Raw genomic sequence first — 24820 nt, forward strand, 5'->3', positions numbered from 1 at the left:
GAACAGATCTGTTCTCAGCCCCGCTGTCGTCTGCCCGGCTTTCGGATGCTCAGGAGCTCAGCGCTCGTGCCAAAGCCGCGGGCCGTTTGGTTGACACAACCCAGTACGGTGTCGGGTCTGCGGGGTCGTTGATGTGCACCCTGACGGCCTGTTTGACCCACGGGCGGATCATAAGAAAAGCACGGGCATCAAGCTGCGGTCCGCGGGCCTGGAAGGCGGCGTCGGAGTCCAGCGGCTCGACTTCGGTGATGTAGCTTCGCTCAATATGAGCTCGACCCGCATAGAAGTGCGTGTCGGTCACGAGGATCTTCGCTCCCATTGACACCAGCCAGAAGGCGGCGAGTGCGAACACGACGGCGGGCACCACTATTGCTCCGATGTGCCACACGGGGTAGACCATGGCGGCGGTCATCGACGAAAGGAACAGCCCTACAAACCACCACGTGATCGTGGGCGAGAGCTTCTCGACATAGGCGACGCCGTGCGTCGCAGACGCGGGGGAGTTCATGCGCACCATTGTCCCATGTGCCTGCTGCGCGGTTCGTCAGGCCGCTTCCCGAGGTGGCATCGGCAGGCGCTAAGCACTAGAGTCCTGCCCGTGGTTGCCAATATCGTTCCCGTCCAGCTCAAGGTTCTTGATCCGGGCCTTCCTCTGCCCGGCTATGAGCACTCCGGTGATGCCGGCTGCGATCTGATCGCCGCCGAAGATTTCGTGCTGCAGCCGGGGGAGCGCCGCCGCGTGCCGACTGGCATTGCCCTGGCGATCCCGGAAGGATATGCGGGATTCATTCACCCCCGGTCGGGACTGTCATCCAAAGCGGGCGTGACTGTCATCAATGCGCCGGGAACTGTCGATGCGGGCTACCGCGGCGAAATCCAGGTGCCGCTGGTCAACCTCGACCCCGATACGTCCGCAGCGATTTCGCGCGGCGACCGGATTGCCCAGCTCGTCATCCAAGAGGTCTGCCGGGCAGAGTTCGAAATTGTCGATACCCTGTCATCAACCGACCGGGGCAGCTCCGGTTTCGGATCGACCGGCGGATTCACCCACAACGAGGAGCAGTAGATGTCATTCTTCAGCCGTTTTCGCAAGGCCAAGCCGACAGACGAACAGATTGAAGAGCCGGTCAGCAGGAGGAGCGCCGCCGCTGACGAAGCGGCTGAAGCCGATGCCGATGACGACTTCAAAGCGAAAGAAGGACCGCGCGACCGCGCCCAGAACGGCCCGTGGGACTCGTCCGAAAAGGCCTCGGACGTCGACCGCCTGGACCTCGGTGCCCTCAAAATCCCCGTGTACGACCAGATGCAGGTGCAGTTGGAGCAGACGGAGGACACGCGTGAAGTCGTCGCAGTGACACTGGCACACAAAGGCGGAAACCTGCAGCTGCAGGCCTTTGCCGCTTCTAAGGCGGAGGGCCTGTGGAGTGATGTGCGCTCACTGACAGCGGACAACATCAAGCAGGCCGGCGGCGTGGCGGCCGAGCGCTACACAAACTTCGGCATGGAGCTGCACGCAAAAGTGCCGGTCAACCACGAAGGAGAAGACGCGTCCTCTCTGCGCCCGGTGCACTTCATCGGCATTGACGGGCCTCGCTGGTTCCTCCGGGCAGCTCTGACGAACGCCGCAGTAGAGGAAAGCCCAGCGCGCGAAGAGCTTCGCGCGGTTCTGCGCGGCGTCATCGTCGATCGCGGTGAAGAAGCGCGGCCTCCGCGTGAGCTTCTGATGCTCACCCCGCCGAACGCACAGCCTCAGGCGGAAGAATCAGACGGCGGCGATCCGCTCAATCCGGGTCCGACAATTGCCGAAGTCCGCTGACTGCGCGGCCCGTTCGGCTCGTGTGGCCGAACTGTCGCGCTTGACCCGGACCTGTGTGCCGATCAGCGAGATCGCCGACCGCGACACCGCGTCCGTGGCGGGAACAATCCGATCAATCACACGGTCGGCGCACGGAGCGAACCCGACGTTCGACTGCATTGTCTCTGACGATACCGGCGAGGTGCGCGTGCGATTCCTGGGTGTGCGGGAAGTCTCAGGGCTGCTGCCGGGCCGCCCAGTGGCAGTGCACGGCAAGTTCTGCCTGCTGGGCGGCGAAATGGTCACCCTCAGCCCTGCCTACACCCTGTTGCGCAGGGTGCCGCTGAGCGCAGTTCGCTGATCAGCGAGTCATAGCCGTCAGCTGCAAATGCAGCTCCGGCAGGGTCAAGAAGTACAGTTCGTCGCCGGCGATGAGCGAATCATCGGCGTCGGGAGCGAAGGCGCGGCCCTGCCGGACAAGGGCGACGAGCACAGTGTCCGCCGGCCACGAAGTGTCGCCGACGCGCTGACCGGCGATGGCGGCGGTTTCGTGCAGCGTCACCTCGACCAGCGAAGCACCGCCGCGCTGCAGGTTCATCAGCTGCACCAGGCCGCCGACCTCAACTGCCTCCTCTACCAGCGCTGTGAGCAGACGAGGGGTGGAGACGGCAACATCGACGCCCCAGCTGTCGTCGAACAGCCATTCGTTGCGAGGGTTGTTGACTCGGCTGACAGTGCGGGGGACACCGAACTCGGTTTTGGCCAGCAGGCTGAGAACCAGGTTCGTCTTGTCATCACCGGTCGCTGCGACGACGACATCGGCGTAGTCGAGATTGGCCTCGGCCAGACCGTCGGGTTCACACGCATCCGACAGAAGCCACTGAGCGCCGGGTACGAGATCTCTGCGAATGGCGTTCTTGTCCTTGTCGATGAGCAGGACGGTGTGTCCGTTCTCCAAAAGCTCGCGGGCGACTGAATTGCCCACCGAACCGGCTCCGGCGATGACGACCTTCATGGTGATTCCTCTCAGTCCTGCTGTCTGTACGGCTGTGCCGGGGGTGCGTCCAGAATCCGCTCAATGTCGTCGAGGTCGTCCATCCGCGACATGATGTGCACCAGGTCGCCTTCCTGGAGGAGTGTGTCCCTCTGCGGAAGAATGCCCTCTCCCGAACGGGTGATGAATCCCACGCGGCCCGGCACGGCCTCTTCAATTTCGAGAACGGAGTGCGATACCCACGCCGGGTGGACATGCACTTCTGACAGGCCGATCTGCCCGGAAGGATCGCGGTACTCGTTGACGGACCCCTGGGGGATCAGCCGGCGCATCATCTGCTCGGCCGTCCACCGGACTGTCGCCACGGTCGGCACGCCCAGCCGTTCGAAGATCTGTGCTCGTTTGGGGTCGTAGATGCGCGCGGCGATGTTCTTCACGCCGAAGGTTTCGCGGGCGACGCGCGCGGCCAAGATATTCGAATTGTCGCCAGAGGACACCGCGGCGAAGGCATAGGCGCCGTCCACTCTGGCGCGTTTGAGGACATCGCGGTCAAAGCCGACGCCGGTGATGGTCGAACCGGCGAAATCCGGTCCGAGCTTGAGGAATGCATCGGGATCCTGGTCGATGACAGCGACCGTGTGTCCGCGACGGTCGAGCGTTCTGGCCAAGAGCGCGCCGACGCGCCCGCAGCCCATAATCACAAAGTGCACGGCCTTCGCCTTCTTCGCATTTGACTACCATGGGGGCCGTGGCAAGCAGTTTTACCTATGCGCTCAAGCGCGCAGTCGTTGGACGGCCGTTTCGCAGTGACCACTTTAGACGCGAAGCGCTCCCAAAGCGCCTCGCAATGCCGGTTTTCGCTTCGGACATGCTGTCGTCGGTTACCTACGCACCGGACGAGATACTGCTTGCCCTGTCGACATCGGGGATCGTGGCGATCACCATTTCGCCGTGGATCGGCCTTGCCGTCGGCGCTGTCACCCTCATCATGGTGCTGTGCTTCCGGCTGACGCTGCGCGCCTATCCGGCAGGCGGCGACTACTCGGTTGTAGCCCAGAACCTCGGAGCGCGTCCGGCTCGCCTCGTGGCCGCCGCCCTGCTTGTTGACTTCGTCCTCACACTGTCGGTGTCGATGGCGGTGTTCTCCGGCTTCGTCGCTCAGCTCATACCGCCGCTGCGCAGCTACACGGTGCTCATTGCGCTTGCTGGGGTGGTCACGGTGTCGCTGTTCGGCCTGCGCGGCTGGAAGGGGGGCCGGACCCTCATGGCGGTGCCGACGTACACGTTCATTGCGCTTGTCTTCATCATGCTGGCCGTGGGCTTCGGGCGGATGTTGGCGGGCGATCTTCCGCAGGCTGAAACCGCCGGGTTCACTCTGGAGCCGCTGGCCGGTGTGGATACCGCGATGCAGGGTCTGGCAGCGGTTTTCATTGTGCTGCGGGCCTTTTCTTCCGGGGCCGTGGCTGTCGCCGGCATCGAAACGGTGGCGTCTGCAGCTGCGAAGTTCCGCCAGCCGCGCGGGCGCAACGCCGGCAATACGCTGCTCATCACCGGAGCGCTGTCGGCGACGATGCTCGTGGGGCTCATGTGGCTGGCCTCGGCGCTGGGCATCAAATACGCGATCGATCCGGAAGCGCAGCTTTTTGTGGACGGTCACAGCGTTGGGCCGGACTACGTGCAGCACCCCGTGGTGGGGCAGATGGCCGAAGCCGTCTTCTCCTTTTCGCCGATTCTCACCGCAGTTGTCATCGTTGTGTCTGCGCTCATCCTCCTGGTGGCGGCGAACACTGCGATTGAGGGATTTCCCGTTCTGGCTTCGCGCTTGGCTCGCGACGAGCTGCTTCCCAAGCAGATGGCCACCCGCGGGGACCGCATGACGTTCTCCAACGGCATTCTGGTGCTGGCGTGCGCATCCGTGCTCATCATCCTGATCACGGACGCTCAGCCCACGAAGCTCATCGAGCTGTATCTGGTGGGCGTGTTCCTGTCGTTCTCTCTGGGGCAGCTGGCCATGGTCCGCCACTGGAATCACATTCTTCGGCGCACCGTTTCCGGACCGAAGCGCACCAAAATGCTCATTGCGCGTGTTGTCGGGTTCATCGGAGCGATTCTGGGGCTGACGGTGCTCGTGGTGGTCATCATCACGAAGTTCGTCGGCGGGGTGTGGATGGCGCTCGTGGCGATGCTCGTGCTCTACGCCGTCATGGGCGGCATCTTCCGCCACTATTCGACTGTCAACCGGGATCTGCGCGTCGATCCTGAAGACACCGATGTGCGCCGTCTTCCAGCAGGCACCCGCGCGGTCGTCATCGTCACGAGCATCAACAAGCCCGCTCTGCGCTCGGTTGCCTATGCCCGCGCCAGTCGTCCCACTCAGCTGGAGGCTCTTACGGTTGCGGTCAACGCCGATGCGGTCGATGAAATCCAAAAGCAGTGGGACGCGATGGAGCTGACAGTTCCGCTGACTATCATCGATTCGCCGTTTCGCGAACTCATCCGTCCGATCATGCGGCACGTGACGACGCTGCGCCGGCGCCACCCCCAGGACCTCATCATCGTCTACATTCCCCAGTTCATCGTGGGCCGCTGGTGGGAGTCGCTGCTGCACAATCAGACGGTTCTGCGGCTGAAGTCCTTCCTGGCCTTTCTGCCCGGTGTCGTCGTTGCGACCGTGCCGTGGCGTTTGGAGTCCTTCAACCGCAACCAGGTTGTGCTGGAGAGTGCGGAGGGCAAGATCGAACTGTCTGACATCAGGATGAAGAAATGACCAGCCAGCGTCCAGCGGTCGGTGACCGCCGTGTCCTCGTGCCCGATGCGCCTGCCGCCGGAGCAGCGGCCGCTGCCCGCACCGAAGATGGGGTCGTCTTCGTCGACGGTGCGCTGCCCGGCGAAACCGTCGAGGTGGAGCTGACTCAGGTGAAGAAGCGCTTTGCTCGCGCTCGGGTCGTCTCGGTTCTCGAGCCTTCGGCTCATCGCGTTCCCGACAGGCTGGCCGCCTGCGGTGCCGCAGGAGTCGGCGGGACGGAGTTCGCCGCTGTCGATCTTGCGTATTCGCGCAGGCTCAAAGCCGAAGCCGCTCGGCAGCAGCTGGAAAGGATCGGCGGCATCGAATGGGACCTGCGGGTCAGCCCGCTGCCGCGCGAAGCGGATGGGGGCTCCGGAATGGATTGGCGCACCCGGGTTCAGCTTGCTGTGGGGTCAGACGGCCAGCCTGGTCTGCGAGCCGGGGGATCGCACCGGGTTGTTCCCGTATCCCGCATTCCGCTGGCTGTCCCAGAGCTCAATGACCTGGGCCTGCACCTGCAGACCCTGCCGGGTCTGTCGCGGCTGGAGCTCGTCGCTTCGGCTTCAGGCGGTGCGATCATCGCCGTGGGAGCACCGAAGGGCGCTGTGCTCAGCCGACTCAAAGAGATCGCTGCCGCACAGCCTGGCGGCTGGTCTGTTCTGCTGCGCACAGAGGGCAAGCGCAATCGCGGCCGCCCAGCACCCCCGCAGATTCTTGCAGGTACTGGGCGGGTGCGCGAAGAGGTCCGCGGCCAGCGCTTCGGGCTGGACGCCGATGGCTTCTGGCAGGTGCACGTCGAAGCAGCAGATGTCCTTTCGGCGAAGGTCGTCGAATTCGCGGGCAGCCCCGATAGGGCACTTGATCTCTACTGCGGTGCCGGACTGTTCTCGGTGTTCCTCGCTCTGTCGGGGGTCAAGGTCACCGGGATCGAAGGATCGCAGGGGGCGATTCAGTCCGCCAGAGCCAATGCGGAGGGCCTGCCGGCGAAGTTCGAAGTCGGGCGCATTGAAAAGCTGGGCATGCTGCCGGCAGCGGACACCGTCGTGCTCGACCCGCCGCGAGCCGGTGCCGGAGAAGATGTCGTCAACATGATCGGCGCCTCGGCGGCGGAAAAGGTCGTCTATGTCAGCTGTGACGCCGGGACGTTCGCGCGTGACGCACGCGGTCTTCTCGACGGCGGATTTGAGCTTGTGCGCCTGGAGGGGTGGGACGCGTTCCCGCTGACGAAGCACACCGAGTTCACCGCCGTATTCTCCCGCTGAGACCAGGCGCGACAGCCCCGCCCCGGTGGTGGAGAACACTGTGGCGATGCGATAAGATTTATCTTGACGTCAAGATACTTTGCACAACGTTAATGTTGCCTAATTCGAGTCCGGATGAAGCTGGGCCGGGCGCAGAGTATCGAGAGCGAACGAACAGGAGAGTCACTTGAGCAACGTCGACAGTTTCAAGTCCAAGGGCACTCTTGAGGTCGGAGACAAGTCCTACGAGATCTACCGCCTCAGCGCGGTCGATGGTGCGGACAAGCTTCCGTTCAGCCTCAAGGTCCTGCTGGAGAACCTGCTCCGCACCGAAGACGGTGCCAACATCACCGAGGACCACATCAAGGCGCTCGCCTCGTGGGATCCCAAGGCCGAGCCGAGCGTTGAAATCCAGTTCACGCCGGCGCGCGTCGTCATGCAGGACTTCACCGGTGTTCCCTGCATCGTCGACCTCGCGACCATGCGCGAAGCCGTTAAAGAACTCGGCGGCAACCCCGATGACATCAACCCGTTGGCTCCCGCAGAGCTCGTCATCGACCACTCGGTCCAGATCGACTCCTTCGGCACCGCAGACGCCATCGAGCGCAACATGGACATCGAATACCAGCGCAACGGTGAGCGCTACCAGTTCCTGCGCTGGGGTCAGACCGCATTCGATGACTTTAAGGTCGTTCCCCCGGGCATGGGCATCGTCCACCAGGTCAACATCGAATACCTGGCACGCGTCGTCATGGCCCGCGAAGTCGGCGGCGTGACCCGCGCATACCCCGACACGCTGGTCGGCACCGACTCCCACACCACCATGGTCAACGGCCTCGGCGTCCTCGGCTGGGGTGTGGGCGGCATTGAAGCCGAAGCGGCAATGCTCGGCCAGCCGGTGTCCATGCTCATCCCGCGCGTCGTCGGCTTCAAACTCAAGGGCGAAATCCCCTCGGGCGTGACCGCAACCGACGTCGTCCTGACGATCACCGACATGCTCCGTCAGCACGGTGTCGTCGGCAAGTTCGTCGAGTTCTACGGCGAAGGCGTCGGAGCCGTTCCGCTGGCCAACCGCGCCACGATCGGCAACATGAGCCCCGAATTCGGTTCGACGGCAGCCATGTTCCCCATCGACGACGTCACGATCGACTACCTCAAGCTCACCGGCCGTTCGGAAGAGCAGATCAACCTGGTCGAAAAGTACGCCAAGGAACAGGGCCTGTGGCACGACCCGTCGAACGAAGTCGAGTACTCCGAATACCTCGAACTCGACCTGTCGACCGTCGTTCCGTCGATCTCCGGTCCCAAGCGTCCGCAGGACCGCATCGAGCTGGCTGATGCCAAGGCTCAGTTCGCCAAGGACATCCACAACTACGCTCAGCCTGGTGAAGAGCAGAAGTCCGTCGACGTTTCGATGGGAGACGGCCGCGAGTTCGAACTCAAGAACGGTGCGGTTGCCATCGCGTCGATCACCTCGTGCACCAACACCTCGAACCCGTCGGTCATGATGGCTGCCGGTCTGCTGGCGCGCAACGCCCGCAAGAAGGGTCTGAACTCCAAGCCGTGGGTCAAGACCTCGATCGCCCCCGGTTCGAAGGTCGTCACCGACTACTACACGAAGGCCGGCCTCATCGAAGACCTCGAGGCGCTGAACTTCTTCATCGTCGGCTACGGCTGCACCACCTGCATCGGCAACTCCGGCCCGCTGGAATCCGAGATCTCCCAGGCCATCCAGGACAACGACCTTTCGGTCACCGCAGTCCTGTCGGGCAACCGCAACTTCGAAGGCCGCATCAGCCCGGACGTCAAGATGAACTACCTGGCTTCGCCGCCTCTGGTCATCGCATACGCCTTGGCTGGAACCATGGACTTCGATTTCGAAAACCAGCCGCTGGGCCAGGACCAGGATGGAAACGACGTATTCCTCAAGGACATCTGGCCTTCGCCGGAAGAAGTCGAAAGCGTCATCGACTCTTCGATTTCGACCGAGGCCTACAAGTCCGAGTACGGCACCATCTTCGACGGCGACGAGCGCTGGCAGAAGCTCGACACTCCGTCCGGTTCCGTCTTCGAATGGGATGACGAATCGACCTACGTCCGCAAGCCCCCGTACTTCGAGGGCATGGAACTCGAACCGGCACCGGTCAAGGACATCGAAGGTGCCCGCGTGCTCGCCAAGCTCGGCGACTCGGTCACCACCGACCACATTTCGCCGGCAGGTTCCTTCAAGGCCGACACCCCGGCCGGCAAATACCTCACCGAGCACGGTGTCGAGCGCAAGGACTTCAACTCCTACGGTTCGCGCCGCGGCAACCACGAAGTGATGATCCGCGGTACGTTTGCCAACATCCGTCTGCAGAACCTGCTGCTCGACGGTGTTCAGGGCGGATTCACCCGCGACTTCACCCAGGAGGGCGGTCCGCAGACCACCATCTACGACGCCGCTGTGAACTACCAGGCAGCCGGCACTCCGCTGGTCGTCCTCGGCGGTAAGGAATACGGTTCCGGCTCTTCGCGTGACTGGGCTGCAAAGGGCACCAAGCTGCTCGGCGTTGCAGCTGTCATCGCTGAGAGCTTCGAGCGCATCCACCGTTCGAACCTCATCGGCATGGGTGTTCTGCCCATGCAGTTCCCAGCGGGTGAAAGCGCTGACACGCTGGGTCTGGACGGCACCGAAACCTTCGCAATCTCCGGTGTTGAACAGCTCAACGAAGGTGTTACGCCGAAGACGCTCAAGGTCACCGCGACCAAGGAAAACGGCGAAACCGTCGAATTCGATGCGGTCCTGCGCATCGACACACCCGGTGAAGCCGACTACTACCGCAACGGCGGCATCCTCCAGTACGTCCTTCGCTCGCTCGTGAAGTGACGCACTGAAGATTCGCTGAGGCCGTAAGGCAGCGCTGAAGCGGGCCGGATCAATTGATCCGGCCCGCTTTTCTGTGTCCGCTTGTCAGTGAGAGAAGATCTGCACTGCGGCCGTCACTGCCCAGTGGATCCCGATGATTGCAGCGATCCACAGGAGTGTGACCTTCGCTTCGTATTCGAAAGTCGCCAGAAGACGCCGAACGCGAGGAAAGACGCGCGGACCCCATATGGCGATGGCAGTGAGAATCACGAGCGCCGGTGCGATCATGATGAAGCAGTAGCCGGCAAGAATTGCCAAGCGGACTGGCCACGGTTGGCTCATATTGCCCATGATTCCTATGGCGGCCAGATAGGGCACCATTGTGCCAGCCTCCGCGGCCGCGGCGCTGAGACCCAGCACAATCACCGCCCACGGCGAAGGCGATTTCGGTGCGGGCTGGTCGGCTATTTCCTCTGGGCTGCGCTTCTTCGGGTTTTTCGCAAAGATCCCGAAAACTGCCAGTCCGGCGCCGATCACGAGGCGTGCCCAGAGAGCGGGCGGCGTGTGCAGAATGTCGGTCAGCGCGTCCAGCAGCGTTTCCATGCCGAAGAGCAGCACAGCGCCGAGAGCGAAATAGGCGCTGCAGACGGTGAGGAAGTACAGCGCCTGTGGTCTGAGTTCGACGCGTTGCTGGCGAATGGCAAGGGCTACGGGAATGACGAGGGTTCCCAGGCTGAGGCTGTCTAAGAGTGCGAGGCCGATGAGCAAAAGCAGATCCACGGGTGTTCTCCAGCAGTCTTCGAGGAACGGATCAATACACTTGTATCACATAGTCGATACAAGTGTATTGATAAGGTGCTGGAGTGACTGGATCTGCTTCTTTCTCCGATGCTCAGGCTGCTATCGCGGACGCGGCGATTACGGTGATCGCCGAGCGCGGCTTTGATGTTGTCAGTGTCCGCTCGGCCGCTGCCGCAGCCGGGATGTCTCCGGGAGCGGTGCAGTATCACTTTCCCAGCCGCCAACGGCTGCTCCAGGCCGCCTTTCAGCGTTCCGTGCAGCGCCAGGACGCGCGAGTGCTCGCTGCTGATCGGGACGTGAGCAGCAAGCGCAGCCCTCTGCGTGAGCTGCTGCCGATAGGCCCGGAACAGAGGGAAGACGCGCTGGCGTGGGTCGCCTTCGGGGCGGCAGCCTCAACCCGGCCGTGGCTGGCTGAACTGTATCGGCGGGAACTCGACAGCTTCCGGGAGAAGCTGGAAGAGGCGTTCGCCTCGGGTGTTGAGTCCGGCGAGCTCCGTGCGGATCTTGATGTGTCGCTCGCGGCGCGTTTGGTCACCGCGCTGGTCAACGGCCTGACCCTTGACTACATCAACAGCCCCGGCACGGAGCCGGCCGAACTCGACGCCATGTTGGAAAGCGGACTGGTTCGGATCTTGGCCTGATCAGTGGCTGAGGTCAGAGCCCGAGGTTTCCTTCATGGTGGCAATTGTGACGCACGAGGCGATCAGCAGAAACACCGAGTATGCGCCGAATATCCAAGCGCTGCCGACGGCTGTGAGAATCATTCCGGCGGTGCCGCCGAAGGCTGCAATCGCCACGGCGTAGGGGATGCCGAACCCAGCTGTGCGCTGAGCGGTGGGGAACATCTCGGCGTAGGTGGCCGGCGCGTGCGAAAGGAACCCTGCCAGCAGAATCAGCTGCGTGCACACAGCGGCAACCAGCAGTGGGAACGATCCCGTGGAGATCACGCCGATCGCCGGAAAGTACAGAAGCGCGCTTCCGCCCAGGCCGATGAGCATGGTGGGTTTGCGTCCCCACTTGTCTGACAGCCAGCCCCACACCGGCAGCGCGAAGCAGAAGACGATGTTCCCGATAAGACCTGCAACGAAGCCCTGCTGTTCCGTAAACCCGAAGGACTTGTGCGAAATTGAGGCAATGGTGACCGACCAGATGTAGTAGGACACCGTCAGCCCGGCCGTCATGCCGATGACGCGCAGGCCGATAGGCCAGTTCTTGAGCACTTCGATGAAGACGTTCTTCGACAGTTCGGGTGTGGGCTGTTCCTGTACCTTTCGGCGCTGCTCTTCGAAGACTTCGGATTCTTCCATGTAGCGGCGAATCCACAGTGCCACAACTCCGAGGACGGCGCCGAGAGCAAAGGGGATGCGCCAACCCCAGGCGCTCATCGCCTCCGGTGACAGTGTTGCCTGCAGGGTCAAGCCCAGTGCCAGGCCGAGCAGCTGGCCGCAGGTGCCGGACACGTAGATGCTCGAAGAGTACAGGCCGCGATGTTCACGAGGTGCCTGTTCGGCAAGGTAGGTCTGCGCGGCTGGGAGCTCACCGCCGTGGGCCAGACCCTGAATGAGTCGGGCCACAAGGAGCAGAGCCGAGGCAAGCCAGCCGATTTGTTCGTAGCTTGGGCAGACCGCTATGAGCAGGGATCCGCCGGAGGCTGCGATCACTGAGAGGGTGAGCGCGTGCTTGCGTCCGATCCTGTCGCCGATCCATCCGAAGACAACACCGCCGAAGGGCCTTGCGACGAAGCCGACTGCGAAGACCGCCATGGTCTCCAAAAAGGCCGACTGCGGGTTTGCGCTGTCGAACAGCTGGCTTGACAGGTATACGGCGAAGCTGGCGTAGACGTTCCAGTCGTACCACTCGAGAGCATTGCCCACGCTCGTGCCGATGATGGTCTTGGCGTTCGTCTGAGAACGTCTGTTTGCAGATGATGCTGGTGTGCTCACGGGCACCTACCTCGAGTCGGCAATACGGATGTGGAACAGGCTACGCCCATTGAACGCCGAAGGTGGGCGGTTTCTGTCATTTTCTGCAGACGGTTAGACTGAAGCGTTGAAACCTACACGCACTGGAGGACCACGCGGTGACTTTCCTTGAGGGGCTCGGCGGCCCTGATGATCTGCGGAAACTCAGCGACGCCGAATGTGACGTTCTGGCCAAAGAGATCCGTGACGAACTGATTTCGAAAGTCTCTGCCGTCGGCGGGCATTTGGGCCCCAATCTGGGCGTTGTCGAACTCACCATGGCCATTCACCGCGTGTTCGAATCTCCGCGCGACACCGTGCTGTTCGATGTAGGACACCAGTCCTACGTCCACAAGCTGCTCACCGGCAGGCGCGCCGGTTTCGATACGCTGCGCCAGTGGGGCGGTATGTCCGGCTATCCCTCGCGGGAAGAGAGCCAGCACGACGTCATTGAGAACTCGCACGCTTCGGCCGCGCTGTCCTGGGCTGATGGCATTGCCAAGGCGAATCAGCTGCGGGGCAATAACGATCGGCACGTTGTCACCGTCGTCGGCGACGGTGCACTGACGGGCGGTCTGGCCTGGGAAGCGCTCAACACGATTGCGGCGGACGAATCGACCCCGCCGCGGAAGATGGTCATCGTCGTCAACGACAACGGGCGCTCCTACGCTCCGACTGTCGGCGGCTTCGCGTCACACCTGGACTCACTGCGCACGTCATCCAGCTACGAAAAGATTCTGTCCTGGGGCAAAGAGCGGCTGCAGGAGGGCGGCATTCCCGGCCGCTACGCCTACTCGGCTATGCACGGGGTGAAAAAGGGCCTGAAGGACATGGTGACCACTCCGTCATCGCAGGCCGGTATGTTCGACGAGCTGGGCATCAAGTACATCGGCCCGGTTGACGGTCACGATCTCGAAGCCCTCCAGCGGGCGCTGACTTTGGCCAAGCAGTACGATGCCGGTCCTGTCATCGTGCACGCGCTCACACAGAAGGGCCACGGCTACGCGCCGGCCTACAACGACGATGCGGACCAGTTTCACGCCGTCGGCGTCATCGACCCGTCGACGGGCAAGGCCAAGCCGACTGTCGGCACATCGTGGACCGAGGTGTTCGGCAAAGAGATTGTGGAGATTGCCCGCAAACGAGAGGACGTCGTCGCCATCACCGCCGCAATGCTGCAGCCGGTTGGTCTAAAAGAGTTCGCTGACGAATTTCCCGACCGCGTTTTCGACGTGGGGATTGCCGAACAGCACGCCGTTGCCTCAGCTGCCGGACTGTCCTACGGGGGACTGCATCCCGTGGTCTGCCTGTATGCCACGTTCCTCAACCGAGCATTCGATCAGGTGCTCATGGACGTTGCGCTCCACAAGCAGGGTGTGACCTTTGTTCTCGACCGTGCCGGAGTGACCGGGCCGGACGGGGCAAGCCACCACGGCGTGTGGGATATGGCGATGCTGCGGATCGTGCCCGGCCTGCAGCTGGCTGCGCCCCGGGATGCCACGCGTTTGGTTGAAGAGCTGCGTGAAGCCGTCCAGGTGGATGATGCCCCGACTGTTGTGCGGTTCTCCCGCGGCAAGGTCGGACGCGAATTCGAAGCGCTGCGCCGCACCGAGGACGGGGTTGACGTGCTGGCCGATGTGCCCGATGACTGCAGTGCGGATGTTCTCATCGTGTCGGTGGGAGCGCTTGCAGACCGGGCTTTGGCAGTGCGTGAAGAACTTGCCTCGCGCGGCATCGGCGCCATGGTCGTCGATCCCCGCTGGGTGCTGCCGGTCCCGCCGTCTGTCATCGAGCGAGGCGCTGAATTCAGCCTTGTGGCGGTGATTGAGGACGGCATTAAGATCGGCGGAATCGGATCGCAGATCCGACAGGAGCTGCGGGAGGACCGTTCGCGCACGGGCGTCGTCGAACTCGGCGTGCCGGATGAGTTCCTGCCGCAGGGAACGCGGGAAGAAGTTCTGTCCCACGCCGGTATGGACGTACAGGACATGGTGGACGACATTCTGCGCATGCTTCCGACTTCTCAGCGCCACCTGCGCGAAGCCCGCTGACGTAAGCCGGCTCTGAAGCCCACCGAGCTCTGAGCTGATAGGCGGCAGAGTGCTGTGGGGGCGTGTTGGGGAGCCTAGCCACTGACGCCGCGGTGTTTGTCGATCACGCGGCACAGCGCGGGCGCGGCTTCGGCAATCTGCCATTCGCGGACGCTGCGCTGTCGCAGAAACTCCTCGAGTGCGTCGATATCCGCCGGGTGCTTGCCGCCGAGAGCGGCGCGCGCTGAGAGCTCACGGACCACAGCCGGGGCAATGAGCAGATCGTGTGGAACATTGAGTTCTTCGGACCGCGCGTTGACGGCGCTCTTCATGTGCGACAGAAGTTCCTTTGCGACGTCCCGCTGTTCCCGCGTCATTCGCGGGGTGGACTTGTGCGGATCGCGCACCGTCGGCATCATGTCCTCGGGCAGTCTGTTGCATGCCTGTACTGCGCTGAAGAGCTCGCGCGCGTCCGCGGGTGTTGGCCGTCCGCGACCGGGCAGGCGCAGAAGCTCCTTGGAGGAGCGGATCTGGGCCCCGGCTGCCTGCACCATGGTCCGATCCGCGATGATCCGGCCCGGAGCCACATCGCGCTGTTCGGCAAGGTCATCGCGAACCGCCCACATGGCGCGAACGCGCCCCAGACCGCGACGGCTTTTGACAGCGCCCAGGCCGTGGACGCGTCGCCACGGCTCCGGGTAGACCTTCGGGGTGAACTTCGCGGCGTGTGCGAATTCCTGCTGCGCTATTTCCCATTTGTCGGCTTCGCGCAGCTTCTGTTCGAGGATGTCGCGCAGCTGGATGAGCAGTTCGACGTCGAGAGCGGCGTAGGCCAGCCAGTCGTGGGGCAGCGGGCGCTGTGACCAGTCGACGTAGGAGTGTTCCTTTGCCAGACGGACACCGAGATGGGCGCCGATGAGAGAGGCCAGACCGAACTTCGGTTCGCTGAGCAGGCGGGCGGCGATTTCGGTGTCGAAAACACGCGTGGGGACCATGCCTGCCTCTGCCAGACACGGAAGGTCTTGGGAGGACGCGTGGAGTACCCACTCGACGTCTTCTATTGCCCGGCCGACCGCTTCGAGGCTGCCAAGTGCTTCGGGATCCAGCAGGAGGATGCCTGCGCCGGCGCGTTTGAGCTGGATGAGAAAAGCGCGGCTGCCGTAGCGGATTCCCGATGCGCGTTCGGCATCGACTGCGACAGGACCGCTTCCGGCTTCGAGCGCGGCAACGGCGTCGGCGAGCGCTTTCGGGGTGCTGATGACCTCGGGTACCCCTGACGAGGGCTCGCTCAGCAGAGGAAGGTCGGGGTCGACGTCTGATGAGCTCATCGCCTGCGTCCCGGGAAGGGACTGACTCCTTCGGGCATAGGCGGAAGGCCCGCCGCGGTTGTGATGAGCTCTATCCAGGCCTCAATGTGCTGGGTGATGTCTGCGGGGTCTTCCAGTATGGGGCTCCACGATGCACGCAGCTCAAGGTCGACTGTCGTGGGGCGCTGCGCGAGTGTTCCGAAGCTTTCGGAGATGACTTTGGTGGTTGTGCCGCCGACTTCGGCGACATTGCAGTCGCGTCCGTCAAGCGCGTCTGTCAGCCAGGTCCAGGCGACCTGCCCGAGCATGGGTTCGGCTGCCAGTTCGTCTTCGAGTTCGGCTCGGATGTACGACACGAGGCGAAACTCTCCCTGCCATTCCACCGGGGCCTCGGGGTCGTAGAGGACGACGATTCTGCCGGTGGCGAGGTCGTCAACGGCGTCGCCTTCGAGGAACGTGCCCTCGGCTGTGACCTGGGCGGAAAAGGCGACAGCCCACGGTGCCAGACGGCCGGGAGCGGCGATTTCCTCAATGTGCACCTGCGGTGTTGACCGCACGGTTCGGAGGGCCTCGGCGAGTGTCGCGAAGGCCTTGGGCGTGCGGTTGATAGGAACGGGCTGGACCACGCATTCAACCGTAGACAGATCGGCGGGACTGGCGAAGCTCCCACGCCGGGCGGTTGGAATACTCAGGGCCCAAAGTGCCTTCAACAGTCGGAAGGAGAAGACAGTGCCCGTTGAACCGGAAGACTTCAAAAGCGCTTTTGCCGATCACCCTGCTGGGGTGTGCATCGTCACCGCAGACAGCGGTGACGGTCCGTTTGGGCTCACGGCGTCCTCAGTTGCCAGTGTGTCGCTCGACCCGCCTTCGCTCCTGTTCTCCGTGACAAAGGCCAGGGGAGCGGCCGGACACGTTCTCGACTCCGCCCGCTTTGCAGTCAACATGCTCCACGCGGGCCATTCTGAGCTGGCCGTGCAGTTTGCGATGCCCGGCGGTGAGCGCTTCTCACCGGGTCAGAACTGGACCTACATGGACGACGGTGTGCCGGTGCTGGGCGATGCGCATTCCGTTTTCGTCTGTTCCCACTACGGTCGGCTGCCCGTTGGCGAATCGACGGTGGTCGTGGCCGAAGTCGAAGACATTGTGCGCAGACCCCAGGGCAGCCCCATGGTCTACCACCGGCGCCGTTTCCTCGATCTTGGCGACCTTCTGTGACGATATGCCCACAACAGCCCTGTGAACCGGCTCTGACCGGTGTCCTGGCGAGGCCCAGCATCTGAGACGATAGGCGTATGGCTACAACTTTCGAACGGGCGGCGACCGGTCGTCCCGTATCGCGCACACCCGTCTGGTTCATGCGGCAGGCAGGCAGGTCTTTGCCTGAATACCTCAAACTGCGTGAGGGCACGTCGATGCTCGAATCGTGCCGCCGCCCCGATATGGTCACCGAAATCACGATGCAGCCGGTCCGCCGTCACGGCGTTGACGCTGCGATCTTCTTCTCCGACATCGTCGTTCCCCTGCAGGCAGCCGGTGTCGGCGTGGAGATCAAACCCGGTGTCGGGCCGGTTATGGATCAGCCCATTCGCCGCGCTGAGGACATTGACGCGCTGCCTGAGCTGACTGCGGACGATATTCCCGACATTGCGGAATCGGTGCGCGGAATTGTTGAGCAGCTTCCCGAAGACACTCCGCTCATCGGCTTTGCCGGAGCGCCGTTTACGCTGGCCAGCTACCTCATTGAGGGCGGGCCGTCGAAGAACCACGAAAAGACGAAGGCCATGATGGTCGGCGCTCCCGAGCTGTTTGACCGTCTGCTGAGCAGACTCGACGTGATGTCGGAGCTGTTCATCCGCACCCAGGTCGAAGCCGGTGCGAGCGCTTTTCAGGTTTTCGATTCCTGGGCCGGTTACCTGTGCGAGGCCGACTACCGTCGCTATGTTCTGCCGCACACGCAACGTCTTTTCTCCGGCCTTTCCGATCTTGATGTTCCCAGCATCCACTTCGGGGTGCAGACCGGCGAGCTGCTCAGTGCCATGTCGGAAGCCGGTTCGACCGCGGTCGGCGTTGACTTCCGCGTTGACCTCGCCGAGGGGATCAAGCGGCTTCAGCCTCACCAGGCGGTGCAGGGCAATCTGGATCCCGCCATGCTGTTTGCACCGTGGGAGGCTCTGCGGGAGCGCATTGAGGCGGTTGTCCGCAAGGGTCTCGAAGCTCCCGGCTTTGTGTTCAATTTGGGTCACGGTGTGCTGCCCAATACCGATCCCGAGGTGCCGGGCCGGGTTGTCCGGGAAGTGCACCGGATCTCCGAGCAGGTGCTGGCTGAAAAGTCATGACCGAACGTAGGGCAGTCGTCATTGGGGCCGGAATCTCCGGCCTGACCGCCGCCTATGAGTACCTGCGGCTGCGCCCGGGCAGTTCTGTCACGGTGTACGAGGCGTCTGACCGCGTGGGCGGTCTGCTGAAGTCCTCGACACTCGGCGGGGCTGTTGAATCGGCTGACGTCGGTGCCGAGGCGAGCCTCTATCTGCGGCCTGAAACCCGCGAACTTGCCGAGGATCTGGGTCTGGAAGCCGTGTATCCGTCGCGGGAGCACTCCTCGCAGCTGTTTGTAGGCGGGCGCATGCAGGCCATGCCCAAGGGCACCCTGATGGGTGTGCCGGGGGACCCTCGTGCGCTGGAGGGAATTCTCAGCAGCGAACAGATCGCCAGGGCCGAAGACGAACAGCTCACCCGCGCAGGCAGCGGCGATGTGTCGATCGGCGATTTCGTAGCCGCCCGACTGGGTGAGGCTGTTGTCGACACGGTGCTCGACCCCCTCATCGGCGGCGTCTATTCGGGCCGCTGTCGTGACCTGTCGATGCAGGCGACGGTTCCGGCCCTGTTGGATGCCTACCGCACAGGCACCTCGGTCACCGAAACGGTCAGGACCACGCTGGCCGCCCGCACTGCGGCTGCCGGGGCGAATGTTCCCGGCACGCAGGAAAAGGCTGCGCCGCCGGTGTTCATGACCCTGCGCGGCGGAATCAGCGTTCTGGTCTCGGCCCTGGCTGATGAAGTGCGCAGCTGCGGAGGGCAGATTGTGACGTCAGCGCGGGCTGTGTCCGCGCAGAGGGGCGACGATGGCTGGCAGGTGCTGTTCGCCGACGGCGGGCAGGCCCTGGCCGATGACGTCATCATCGCCGTGCCCGCCTATGCGGCAGCAGAGATTCTGCGCGACGCGGCACCTCGGGCAGCGCAGCTGCTGGCAGATGTTCCCTACGCCAGTTGTGCCGTCATCACCGCGGTCATCGACCTTGCCGAGCCGTTAAGCGGCAGCGGCTTCCTCATCCCGCCCACCGAGAATCGCTTCATCAAGGCTTCAACCTACGCGTCAAACAAATGGCCCTGGCTGGATGCTGTTCTGCCTGACGGCCGTGCTGTTGTGCGCATGAGCGTTGGCCGTTACGGTGATGGTCCTGACGCGTGGGGGCAGTTGGACGACGCTGAACTTGCCAGCCGCGCGTGGGCGGACTGGCTCGACATCACCGGCAGGAACGACATCGCCGCGCACCTGGAGGTCCAGCGGTGGCAGGACAGTCTGCCCCAGTTCACTCCGGGACATTTCGACCGCGTGGCGGACATCGACCGTGCGACATCTGAGACCCCCGGTCTGGCGCTTGTCGGAAACGTGTACGAAGGTGTAGGACTGCCGGCGTGCATATCCCGAGCGCAGAACGAAATCCATCGCATAGGCGAGAAAGGCTGAAAATGCGCGAATACCAAGAACCCTCACAGGAACAGATCGACCAGGCCAATGACGAAATCCGCTACCTGGGCTATTCCGTCTTCGCCGCCGGCGGTGACCTTCCCGAAGGCGACCGCCAGCAACTTGCCGCAGAGGTCATTCAGCAGCTTGACGAACTCAAAGCGGAAGGGCTGACAGTCCGCGGAACCTATGACGTTTCGGCCCTGCGAGCCGACGCCGACATCATGTTCTGGTGGATCGCACCGAAGGTCGAAACCCTCCAAAAGGCCTATTCGATTGTGCGCCGCTCAACACTCGGTGCGATTCTCGAGCCCGTGTGGTCGGTTGTCGGCCTGCACCGACCCGCAGAGTTCAACCGTCGCCACATCCCGGCGTTCATGACGGACGAAACTCCGCTTGACTACCTGTGCGTGTACCCGTTCGTGCGCAGCTACGACTGGTACATCCTCAATGCCGAAGACCGTTCGAAGATGCTGCGCGATCATGGTATGGCCGCAGCCGGATACAAGGACATCAAGGCGCACACCGTGTCGGCCTTTGCGCTGGGCGACTACGAATTCCTGCTGGGCTTCGAAGCCGACCAGCTGCACCGTCTGGTCGACATGATGCGCGACCTGCGCGCCACCGAAGCGCGCCTGCACGTGCGCGAAGAGATTCCGTTCTTCACGGGACCGCGCCGCGAACTGGCTGACATCATCGCCGGCTGGCGCTGATCTTCCCCTGCCGCGAAGCAGCGTCAAGCGAAAAGCGCTGACTGACAGACTGAGGCCGCCGGAATATCCGGCGGCCTCAGTCGTGTGAGCTCAAACAACCGGCCCTGCCTGCGCTCCAAGCAGACAGACCGCGAGCGCCGCCCAGTCAGGGCTCTATGAGCTCCAAGCAGATGGAGTTGATGCAGAACCGCGCATCGGTCGGAGTGGGGAAGCCCTCACCGTAGAAGACGTGGCCCAGGTGGCTGTCGCATGCTGTACACCGGACCTCGGTGCGCACCATGCCCATCGATTCATCCCGGATATAGCGCACGCGGTCTTCGGCCAGCGGCGCGTAGAACGCCGGCCAGCCGCACTGGGCATCGAACTTCGTCTCCGAGGTGAAGAGCTCCGCCCCACATGCCCGACACAGGTAGCGACCTTCGCGGAACACCCCGTCGTACTCACCGGAAAAGGGCCGCTCCGTCCCGCCCTGACGGAGCACGGCAAACTCCTCCGGGCTGAGAATGTTGCGCCAATACTGTTCAGTCCTGTCTGCGGCTTCAGCCATGTCAGCTCCTGTTCTTTGTGCGCCGGTGATGACTCAACTGTAGAAAACCTGTGTCTAGTGCAAAGAATTCCGGTCACGGTGGCACAGCCGCCCAGGCCGCCCCTAGACTGTCCGGCAGGAGGTAACCAGGTGGCACAGGCTATCCAGTCCAAGACAGCGAGAGCGCTGGCAGCGGGGCTTGGCATCGGCATCGGAATCGGTGCCCTCGCCTCTGTTGCCTCATCCGGGCTCGCGGTCTACTTCGCAAGAAAGATCGTCACTCCCGGCAAGGCCAAAAACGACGTTCGGATCCTGCACGTCGAGGGCTTTGACAACGACATGCTCATCCACCTGGAGGCCACCCCCGACACTCTGGTTGCCGGAACCTACGGCCTGTACTTCGCAAACGGCTCTGCCGAAGGCTTTGCCCGCATCGGCGAACTCACGGAATACGATCCCGAGTCCGCGACCGTCAGCCGACGGGTCGAGAAGGTGCTGTACGGCGACATTCGCCACGCTTGTGTCGGCCGGTGGACCGGAACCGTCCACATGGGGCCAGAAGACCTCGACCTTCCCTGCGAGAACATCGTCATCAGCTCTGACGTCGGGGCACTGCCCGCCTGGCTTCTGCCGACTACCGCAGCCCAGCCGTCGGACACCTGGGCGATCCTCATCCACGGCCGAGGCGGAACTCGACGGGAAACACTGCGTGCAGCCGCCGTTCTGGACAGGGTGGGAATTCCGTCAATCGCCATGTCGTACCGCAATGACCCGGAAACTGAGCGCCACCAGACCTACGGTTTGGGCGACACGGAATGGATCGACGTCGATCGGGCGATCGACTTCGCCCTTGCCAACGGGGCGCGCCGGATTGTGCTGTTCGGATGGTCGATGGGAGCGGCGATTGCCTTCCAGACCGCATCGCGGGGCCGCCACGCCGACAGCATCGTCGCCATGGTGCTCGACGGTCCGGTGGTCGACTGGTACGACGTTCTTGACCACCAGGCCCGCCTGAACCTCCTGCCCACGCCGATTGCCAGGCTGACCCTGCAGATGATCACCCGGCCGTGGGCGCGCAAGCTCACCGGGCTTGAGACACCTCTCGACCTTGACCGCATGGACTGGGTCAAACGCGCAGCCGACCTCACGGTCCCAACACTGCTCATCCACTCCGAAGACGACGAATTCGTGCCGGTGGGGCCGTCGCGGGCGCTTGCCGGCTTCCGTCGTGACCTTGTGACGATGCCGCGCTATACGAAAGCCCGGCACACCAAGGAATGGAACGTGGATCGGCTTGCGTGGGAAGACGACGTGATGCGCTTCCTACGAGGTTTGGAAACCCAGGCGCAACATGAGGGTGCTGTCGCCTTCGACGGCTGACAGCAGGCGCAGACGGGCAGGCCCGTCCAGTTCGACCCGGCCGAGGATTCCGGGGCCGGCCCCGCCCACGAGCAGCGGGCTGACGGTCACGCACATTTCGTCGATGGCCCCCGCTGCCGCCCATTCCCCCAGGAGCGAAGGTCCGCCTTCGCACAGTGCGCGCTTGAACCCACGCTGCGCAAGGGCTTCCAGCACGGTGTGCGGGTCGGGACTGTCAACGCGGATCACCTCGCACAGGCTGCTGCGCAGGCGGCCGAGCACGTCATCGTCGTCAGTGGTCGTGAACACGATGATGCTGCCGCTGCCGGCAGATGTCAGGTGGTCGACGTCGAGGTTCCCCGAACCGGTGATGATCGCAAGCGTCGGAGCAGGGTCCTGCCCTCGAGTTCGGCGATCCTCAGCAAAGCGCTGGCGAGCCGGAAGGCGCGTATAGCCCTCTTCGCGCACAGTGGAGGCTCCGACGATGACAACATCGGCAAGTGCGCGCAGAACGGCGAAGACGCGCTTGTCCGCGGGACTGGAGATTGTTCCTGACAGTCCGTCCGCACCGGCGATCCTGCCGTCGAGGCTTTGGACCATGTTCGACTGCACACGGGGACGGTCTGGCGGAATGTCTGTTGAATCGTACAGCGCGGTGAGTGCCGCCTCCCGCGGATCGGGAGCAAACTGCGCAGGTGACGGGAAGATCTGATGCAGGTGCTGTGAGGCTGCCACGAAGGTGCCCTACCGTGCGAGGAAATCTGCGCTGCCCATGGCGATCATGGGGTTCTTGCTCGGGTCGAGTTCTTTGAGGATGGCCCCCATGTCCTTGCGGTCAACAGTCACACAGCCGTGGGTGGCCTTGCCGTGATCGACGTGCAACCAGATGCCGCCGCCGGGGGCTTTGCCCTGTGGGCGCGTGCGGTCGGTCGGCGGGACTCCGGTTTTGCGGTTGTAGTCAATGGCGAGGACATAGTCGTAGACCAGTTTGTAGTCGTCCCCGTACACAGACTGAGCGCTGGCGCGCAGGTTCGTGTCCCGCGTGTAGGGCATTTTCGTTCCCGGGTCCGGCAGGTAGCCTCCGGCGTCGCTGAGGGTGAAGACTCCGGCCGGGGTCGACATGTCGCCTTCTTTGCGCTTTTCCTTCCATCCGGCCTCACCGTTGTGGCCGGTGAAGGACAGCTTCTGCTTCCAGCCATCGGAGGTGCGCTCATACAGTGCGGTGGTTACGGTGGAGCTTTTTGTCTCTGGGCTGGAGGACACGATCACCTGGTGGGTGTCGTGTGGGATTTGGGCGGAGGTCCTAGGGCCCAGGTGAGGAATCGAACCGCGGGCCTGCGTGCTGTCGCCGCTGCGGATGTCGAGGACGGGGGCTGAAAAATCGCCCGGTGTGCGCAGAGTGGGTGCTGTGAGCCGTTCGTCTTCGGCGAGCGCTGCTGAAGTTCTGTCTGCAGAGGCCAGCGCGAGCACAAGTGCGCCGGCAACAGCGCCGGCGGCTGGGTATATCCACCACGGTCTCGCGGATGATGGGTTCGATCGCGCGCTGTCCATGTTCACCAGTATCTCATTCTCTGCAGGAAATGCGCTGTATAGGGCGTGTCAATGTGCTTGATGCAGTCAGCGCAGGCGAGGTTTTCGGAAGTGTTCCGTTAGACTGCACGGCATGAGCAAACCGTCCGACGTTGGTTCCACAGGCACACCGCCGAACGGCGACCCGCGCTACTCATCCGACAACAGTGTTGGGTCCGGGGGCCTATACCGCGAGATCTTTGACAGCGAAGCCGATTCGACGCGGCAGTTCGACCATGACGAATTCAGCGGAAGCGGTCGGGACTACTCGTCGGAGGGGGATCGGGTCATCCCGCCTCCGCCGCCGTTTGCCCCGCCGAGGTCCGCTTCGTCGATGCCTCCGGCTCCACCGGCTCCTCCCTCTCGGCCGCCTGTCCGCACACAGTCGGGCGCCGATGCGTTTCCGCCGCCTCCGCCGCCGCCTCCGCCGCCGTCTTCTGCTCCGACGACGGCTCCGTCGCCGAGTACGCCGCAGGCGCAGTACGGTGCCGCGCAGTCGGTCTCTCCGCAGGGTCTGCACGCGGGCTATGCGCCGGCGGGCTACACCGCCGTCGCCTCGGGGCACGTGCCGCACCAGCAGGAGGAGCCCAAGAAGAACAAGTCGAAACCGCCGTGGGCTGTGGTCACGTTCACCACCGTGCTGGCGCTTTTCCTCGTAGGTGCGGGTCTGTATATCTTCTTCGACATGCGGTCCTCTGACGGCCAGGTGGAATCGACCAAGCCGCCGACAGCCGGGGACCCATCGGGTGCTTCCGATTCTGACGACAGCTCGTCAGACTTTGATTCTTCCGAAGCTGAGGCGTTCATCACCCCGTCGGGCAATATCTCCTGCGTCATCTACAAAGACCGTGCGCGCTGCACAGTGAGCAGCTTCGAGTATTCGCCCGGTGAACAGCCAGACGACTGCTCCGGCGGCGTCGAATGGGGCAGCGTTGCTGAAGTGACTGAGTCATCCGCGGGCTTTACGTGCAAGAGCGTCGGCGAAGCTCCAAGCCCGAAAGAGCTGGGCTATGGCAAAACCATCAAAGCCCACGGCTTTGAGTGCTCATCGCAGCGAGACGGTGTGCGCTGCACGGGTCCTGGCGGCAGCTTCCACGTTCGCAAAGGCGACTTCAACTTCAAGTGACGAGCTCTGTGTCTCAA

General features: G+C 63.3%; 24 protein-coding genes. 14 read left to right on the forward strand and 10 right to left on the reverse strand.

Going from position 1 to position 24820, the window contains the following annotated elements:
* Positions 1-49 precede the first annotated feature (49 nt).
* Positions 50-508, reverse strand: a complete 459-nt coding sequence (locus HMPREF3162_RS02320) for a DUF3093 domain-containing protein (protein WP_070572984.1) — start codon at positions 506-508, stop codon at positions 50-52.
* Positions 509-598: 90 nt separating this feature from the next.
* On the opposite strand from HMPREF3162_RS02320, the gene dut reads away from it, so the two are divergent.
* Genes dut through HMPREF3162_RS02335 form a run of 3 tightly spaced genes read left to right on the forward strand, consistent with a single transcriptional unit; the run spans position 599 to position 2156 of the window.
* Entirely contained in the window at positions 599-1066 is a 468-nt protein-coding gene (gene dut / locus HMPREF3162_RS02325; protein WP_070572355.1) for a dUTP diphosphatase, read from the forward strand.
* A complete protein-coding gene (locus tag HMPREF3162_RS02330) occupies positions 1067-1816 on the forward strand; it encodes a DUF3710 domain-containing protein (RefSeq protein ID WP_070572356.1) in 750 nt (249 codons plus the stop codon).
* Positions 1817-1871: 55 nt separating this feature from the next.
* Entirely contained in the window at positions 1872-2156 is a 285-nt protein-coding gene (locus HMPREF3162_RS02335) for a single stranded DNA-binding domain-containing protein (protein WP_141759533.1), read from the forward strand.
* Here HMPREF3162_RS02335 and HMPREF3162_RS02340 read toward each other — a convergent pair whose 3' ends face one another.
* Positions 2157-2810, reverse strand: a complete 654-nt coding sequence (locus HMPREF3162_RS02340) for a potassium channel family protein (protein ID WP_070572360.1) — start codon at positions 2808-2810, stop codon at positions 2157-2159. It lies immediately after the preceding gene.
* An 11-nt stretch (positions 2811-2821) separates the two neighbouring features.
* Positions 2822-3499 carry a potassium channel family protein gene (locus tag HMPREF3162_RS02345; protein ID WP_070572362.1) on the reverse strand — a complete coding sequence of 226 codons (678 nt, stop codon included), beginning with the start codon at positions 3497-3499 and terminating at the stop codon, positions 2822-2824.
* A gap of 38 nt (positions 3500-3537) precedes the next feature.
* Here HMPREF3162_RS02345 and HMPREF3162_RS02350 point away from each other — a divergent pair, with 38 nt between their 5' ends.
* The 3 genes from HMPREF3162_RS02350 to acnA all read left to right on the forward strand — a co-directional run bounded on the left by HMPREF3162_RS02350 (position 3538) and on the right by acnA (position 9684).
* Positions 3538-5556, forward strand: a complete 2019-nt coding sequence (locus HMPREF3162_RS02350; protein ID WP_256278238.1) for an APC family permease — start codon at positions 3538-3540, stop codon at positions 5554-5556.
* On the forward strand, positions 5553-6836 hold the full coding sequence (locus HMPREF3162_RS02355) for a class I SAM-dependent RNA methyltransferase (RefSeq protein WP_083304021.1): 1284 nt from the start codon (positions 5553-5555) through the stop codon (positions 6834-6836). Before HMPREF3162_RS02350 ends, HMPREF3162_RS02355 begins: the two co-directional genes overlap by 4 nt.
* A gap of 166 nt (positions 6837-7002) precedes the next feature.
* On the forward strand, positions 7003-9684 hold the full coding sequence (gene acnA / locus HMPREF3162_RS02360; protein ID WP_070572367.1) for an aconitate hydratase AcnA: 2682 nt from the start codon (positions 7003-7005) through the stop codon (positions 9682-9684).
* Between the two features lie 84 nt (positions 9685-9768).
* Here acnA and HMPREF3162_RS02365 read toward each other — a convergent pair whose 3' ends face one another.
* A complete protein-coding gene (locus tag HMPREF3162_RS02365) occupies positions 9769-10443 on the reverse strand; it encodes a GAP family protein (RefSeq protein ID WP_070572369.1) in 675 nt (224 codons plus the stop codon).
* Between the two features lie 83 nt (positions 10444-10526).
* Between HMPREF3162_RS02365 and HMPREF3162_RS02370 the strand changes: the two genes are divergently transcribed.
* Positions 10527-11105 (forward strand): TetR/AcrR family transcriptional regulator, encoded by a 579-nt coding sequence (locus HMPREF3162_RS02370; RefSeq protein ID WP_070572370.1) that lies wholly within the window; start codon positions 10527-10529, stop codon positions 11103-11105.
* Here HMPREF3162_RS02370 and HMPREF3162_RS02375 read toward each other — a convergent pair whose 3' ends face one another.
* A complete protein-coding gene (locus HMPREF3162_RS02375) occupies positions 11106-12407 on the reverse strand; it encodes an MFS transporter (RefSeq protein WP_070572372.1) in 1302 nt (433 codons plus the stop codon).
* Positions 12408-12544: 137 nt separating this feature from the next.
* Between HMPREF3162_RS02375 and dxs the strand changes: the two genes are divergently transcribed.
* A complete protein-coding gene (gene dxs, locus HMPREF3162_RS02380) occupies positions 12545-14476 on the forward strand; it encodes a 1-deoxy-D-xylulose-5-phosphate synthase (protein WP_070572374.1) in 1932 nt (643 codons plus the stop codon).
* A gap of 74 nt (positions 14477-14550) precedes the next feature.
* On the opposite strand, the gene HMPREF3162_RS02385 is transcribed toward dxs, so the two are convergent.
* Together HMPREF3162_RS02385 and HMPREF3162_RS02390 are read right to left on the reverse strand one after the other, a co-directional pair.
* Positions 14551-15783, reverse strand: coding sequence for an HRDC domain-containing protein (locus HMPREF3162_RS02385; RefSeq protein WP_070572375.1), 1233 nt, complete (start codon positions 15781-15783; stop codon positions 14551-14553).
* The gene (locus tag HMPREF3162_RS02390) at positions 15780-16388 is read right to left on the reverse strand and encodes a DUF3000 domain-containing protein (protein ID WP_070776808.1); all 609 of its coding nucleotides are present in this window, start codon (positions 16386-16388) and stop codon (positions 15780-15782) included. Before HMPREF3162_RS02390 ends, HMPREF3162_RS02385 begins: the two co-directional genes overlap by 4 nt.
* A gap of 103 nt (positions 16389-16491) precedes the next feature.
* Here HMPREF3162_RS02390 and HMPREF3162_RS02395 point away from each other — a divergent pair, with 103 nt between their 5' ends.
* From HMPREF3162_RS02395 to hemQ, 4 genes are all read left to right on the forward strand, one after another.
* Positions 16492-16977 (forward strand): flavin reductase family protein, encoded by a 486-nt coding sequence (locus HMPREF3162_RS02395; protein WP_070776809.1) that lies wholly within the window; start codon positions 16492-16494, stop codon positions 16975-16977.
* Positions 16978-17054: 77 nt separating this feature from the next.
* On the forward strand, positions 17055-18098 hold the full coding sequence (gene hemE, locus HMPREF3162_RS02400) for a uroporphyrinogen decarboxylase (protein WP_070776810.1): 1044 nt from the start codon (positions 17055-17057) through the stop codon (positions 18096-18098).
* Positions 18095-19510, forward strand: a complete 1416-nt coding sequence (gene hemG / locus HMPREF3162_RS02405; protein ID WP_070776811.1) for a protoporphyrinogen oxidase — start codon at positions 18095-18097, stop codon at positions 19508-19510. Before hemE ends, hemG begins: the two co-directional genes overlap by 4 nt.
* Before the next feature lie 2 nt (positions 19511-19512).
* Positions 19513-20223, forward strand: coding sequence for a hydrogen peroxide-dependent heme synthase (hemQ, locus tag HMPREF3162_RS02410; protein ID WP_070572386.1), 711 nt, complete (start codon positions 19513-19515; stop codon positions 20221-20223).
* Between the two features lie 145 nt (positions 20224-20368).
* On the opposite strand, the gene msrB is transcribed toward hemQ, so the two are convergent.
* Positions 20369-20770, reverse strand: a complete 402-nt coding sequence (gene msrB / locus HMPREF3162_RS02415) for a peptide-methionine (R)-S-oxide reductase MsrB (protein ID WP_070776812.1) — start codon at positions 20768-20770, stop codon at positions 20369-20371.
* 129 nt (positions 20771-20899) lie between these two features.
* Between msrB and HMPREF3162_RS02420 the strand changes: the two genes are divergently transcribed.
* On the forward strand, positions 20900-22129 hold the full coding sequence (locus tag HMPREF3162_RS02420; protein WP_070572390.1) for an alpha/beta hydrolase family protein: 1230 nt from the start codon (positions 20900-20902) through the stop codon (positions 22127-22129).
* Here the strand turns inward: HMPREF3162_RS02420 and HMPREF3162_RS02425 are convergent.
* Positions 22073-22843: a dihydrofolate reductase family protein gene (locus HMPREF3162_RS02425; RefSeq protein WP_083318873.1), complete on the reverse strand. Its 771-nt coding sequence runs from the start codon at positions 22841-22843 to the stop codon at positions 22073-22075. The genes HMPREF3162_RS02420 and HMPREF3162_RS02425 overlap by 57 nt on opposite strands.
* A 9-nt stretch (positions 22844-22852) precedes the next feature.
* Positions 22853-23659, reverse strand: a complete 807-nt coding sequence (locus tag HMPREF3162_RS02430) for a L,D-transpeptidase family protein (protein WP_070776892.1) — start codon at positions 23657-23659, stop codon at positions 22853-22855.
* Positions 23660-23771: 112 nt separating this feature from the next.
* On the opposite strand from HMPREF3162_RS02430, the gene HMPREF3162_RS12075 reads away from it, so the two are divergent.
* Entirely contained in the window at positions 23772-24803 is a 1032-nt protein-coding gene (locus HMPREF3162_RS12075) for a hypothetical protein (RefSeq protein WP_070776813.1), read from the forward strand.
* The last annotated feature ends 17 nt before the right edge of the window (positions 24804-24820 follow it).

Source organism: Brevibacterium sp. HMSC07C04, assembly GCF_001815905.1.
Taxonomy (GTDB): domain Bacteria; phylum Actinomycetota; class Actinomycetes; order Actinomycetales; family Brevibacteriaceae; genus Brevibacterium.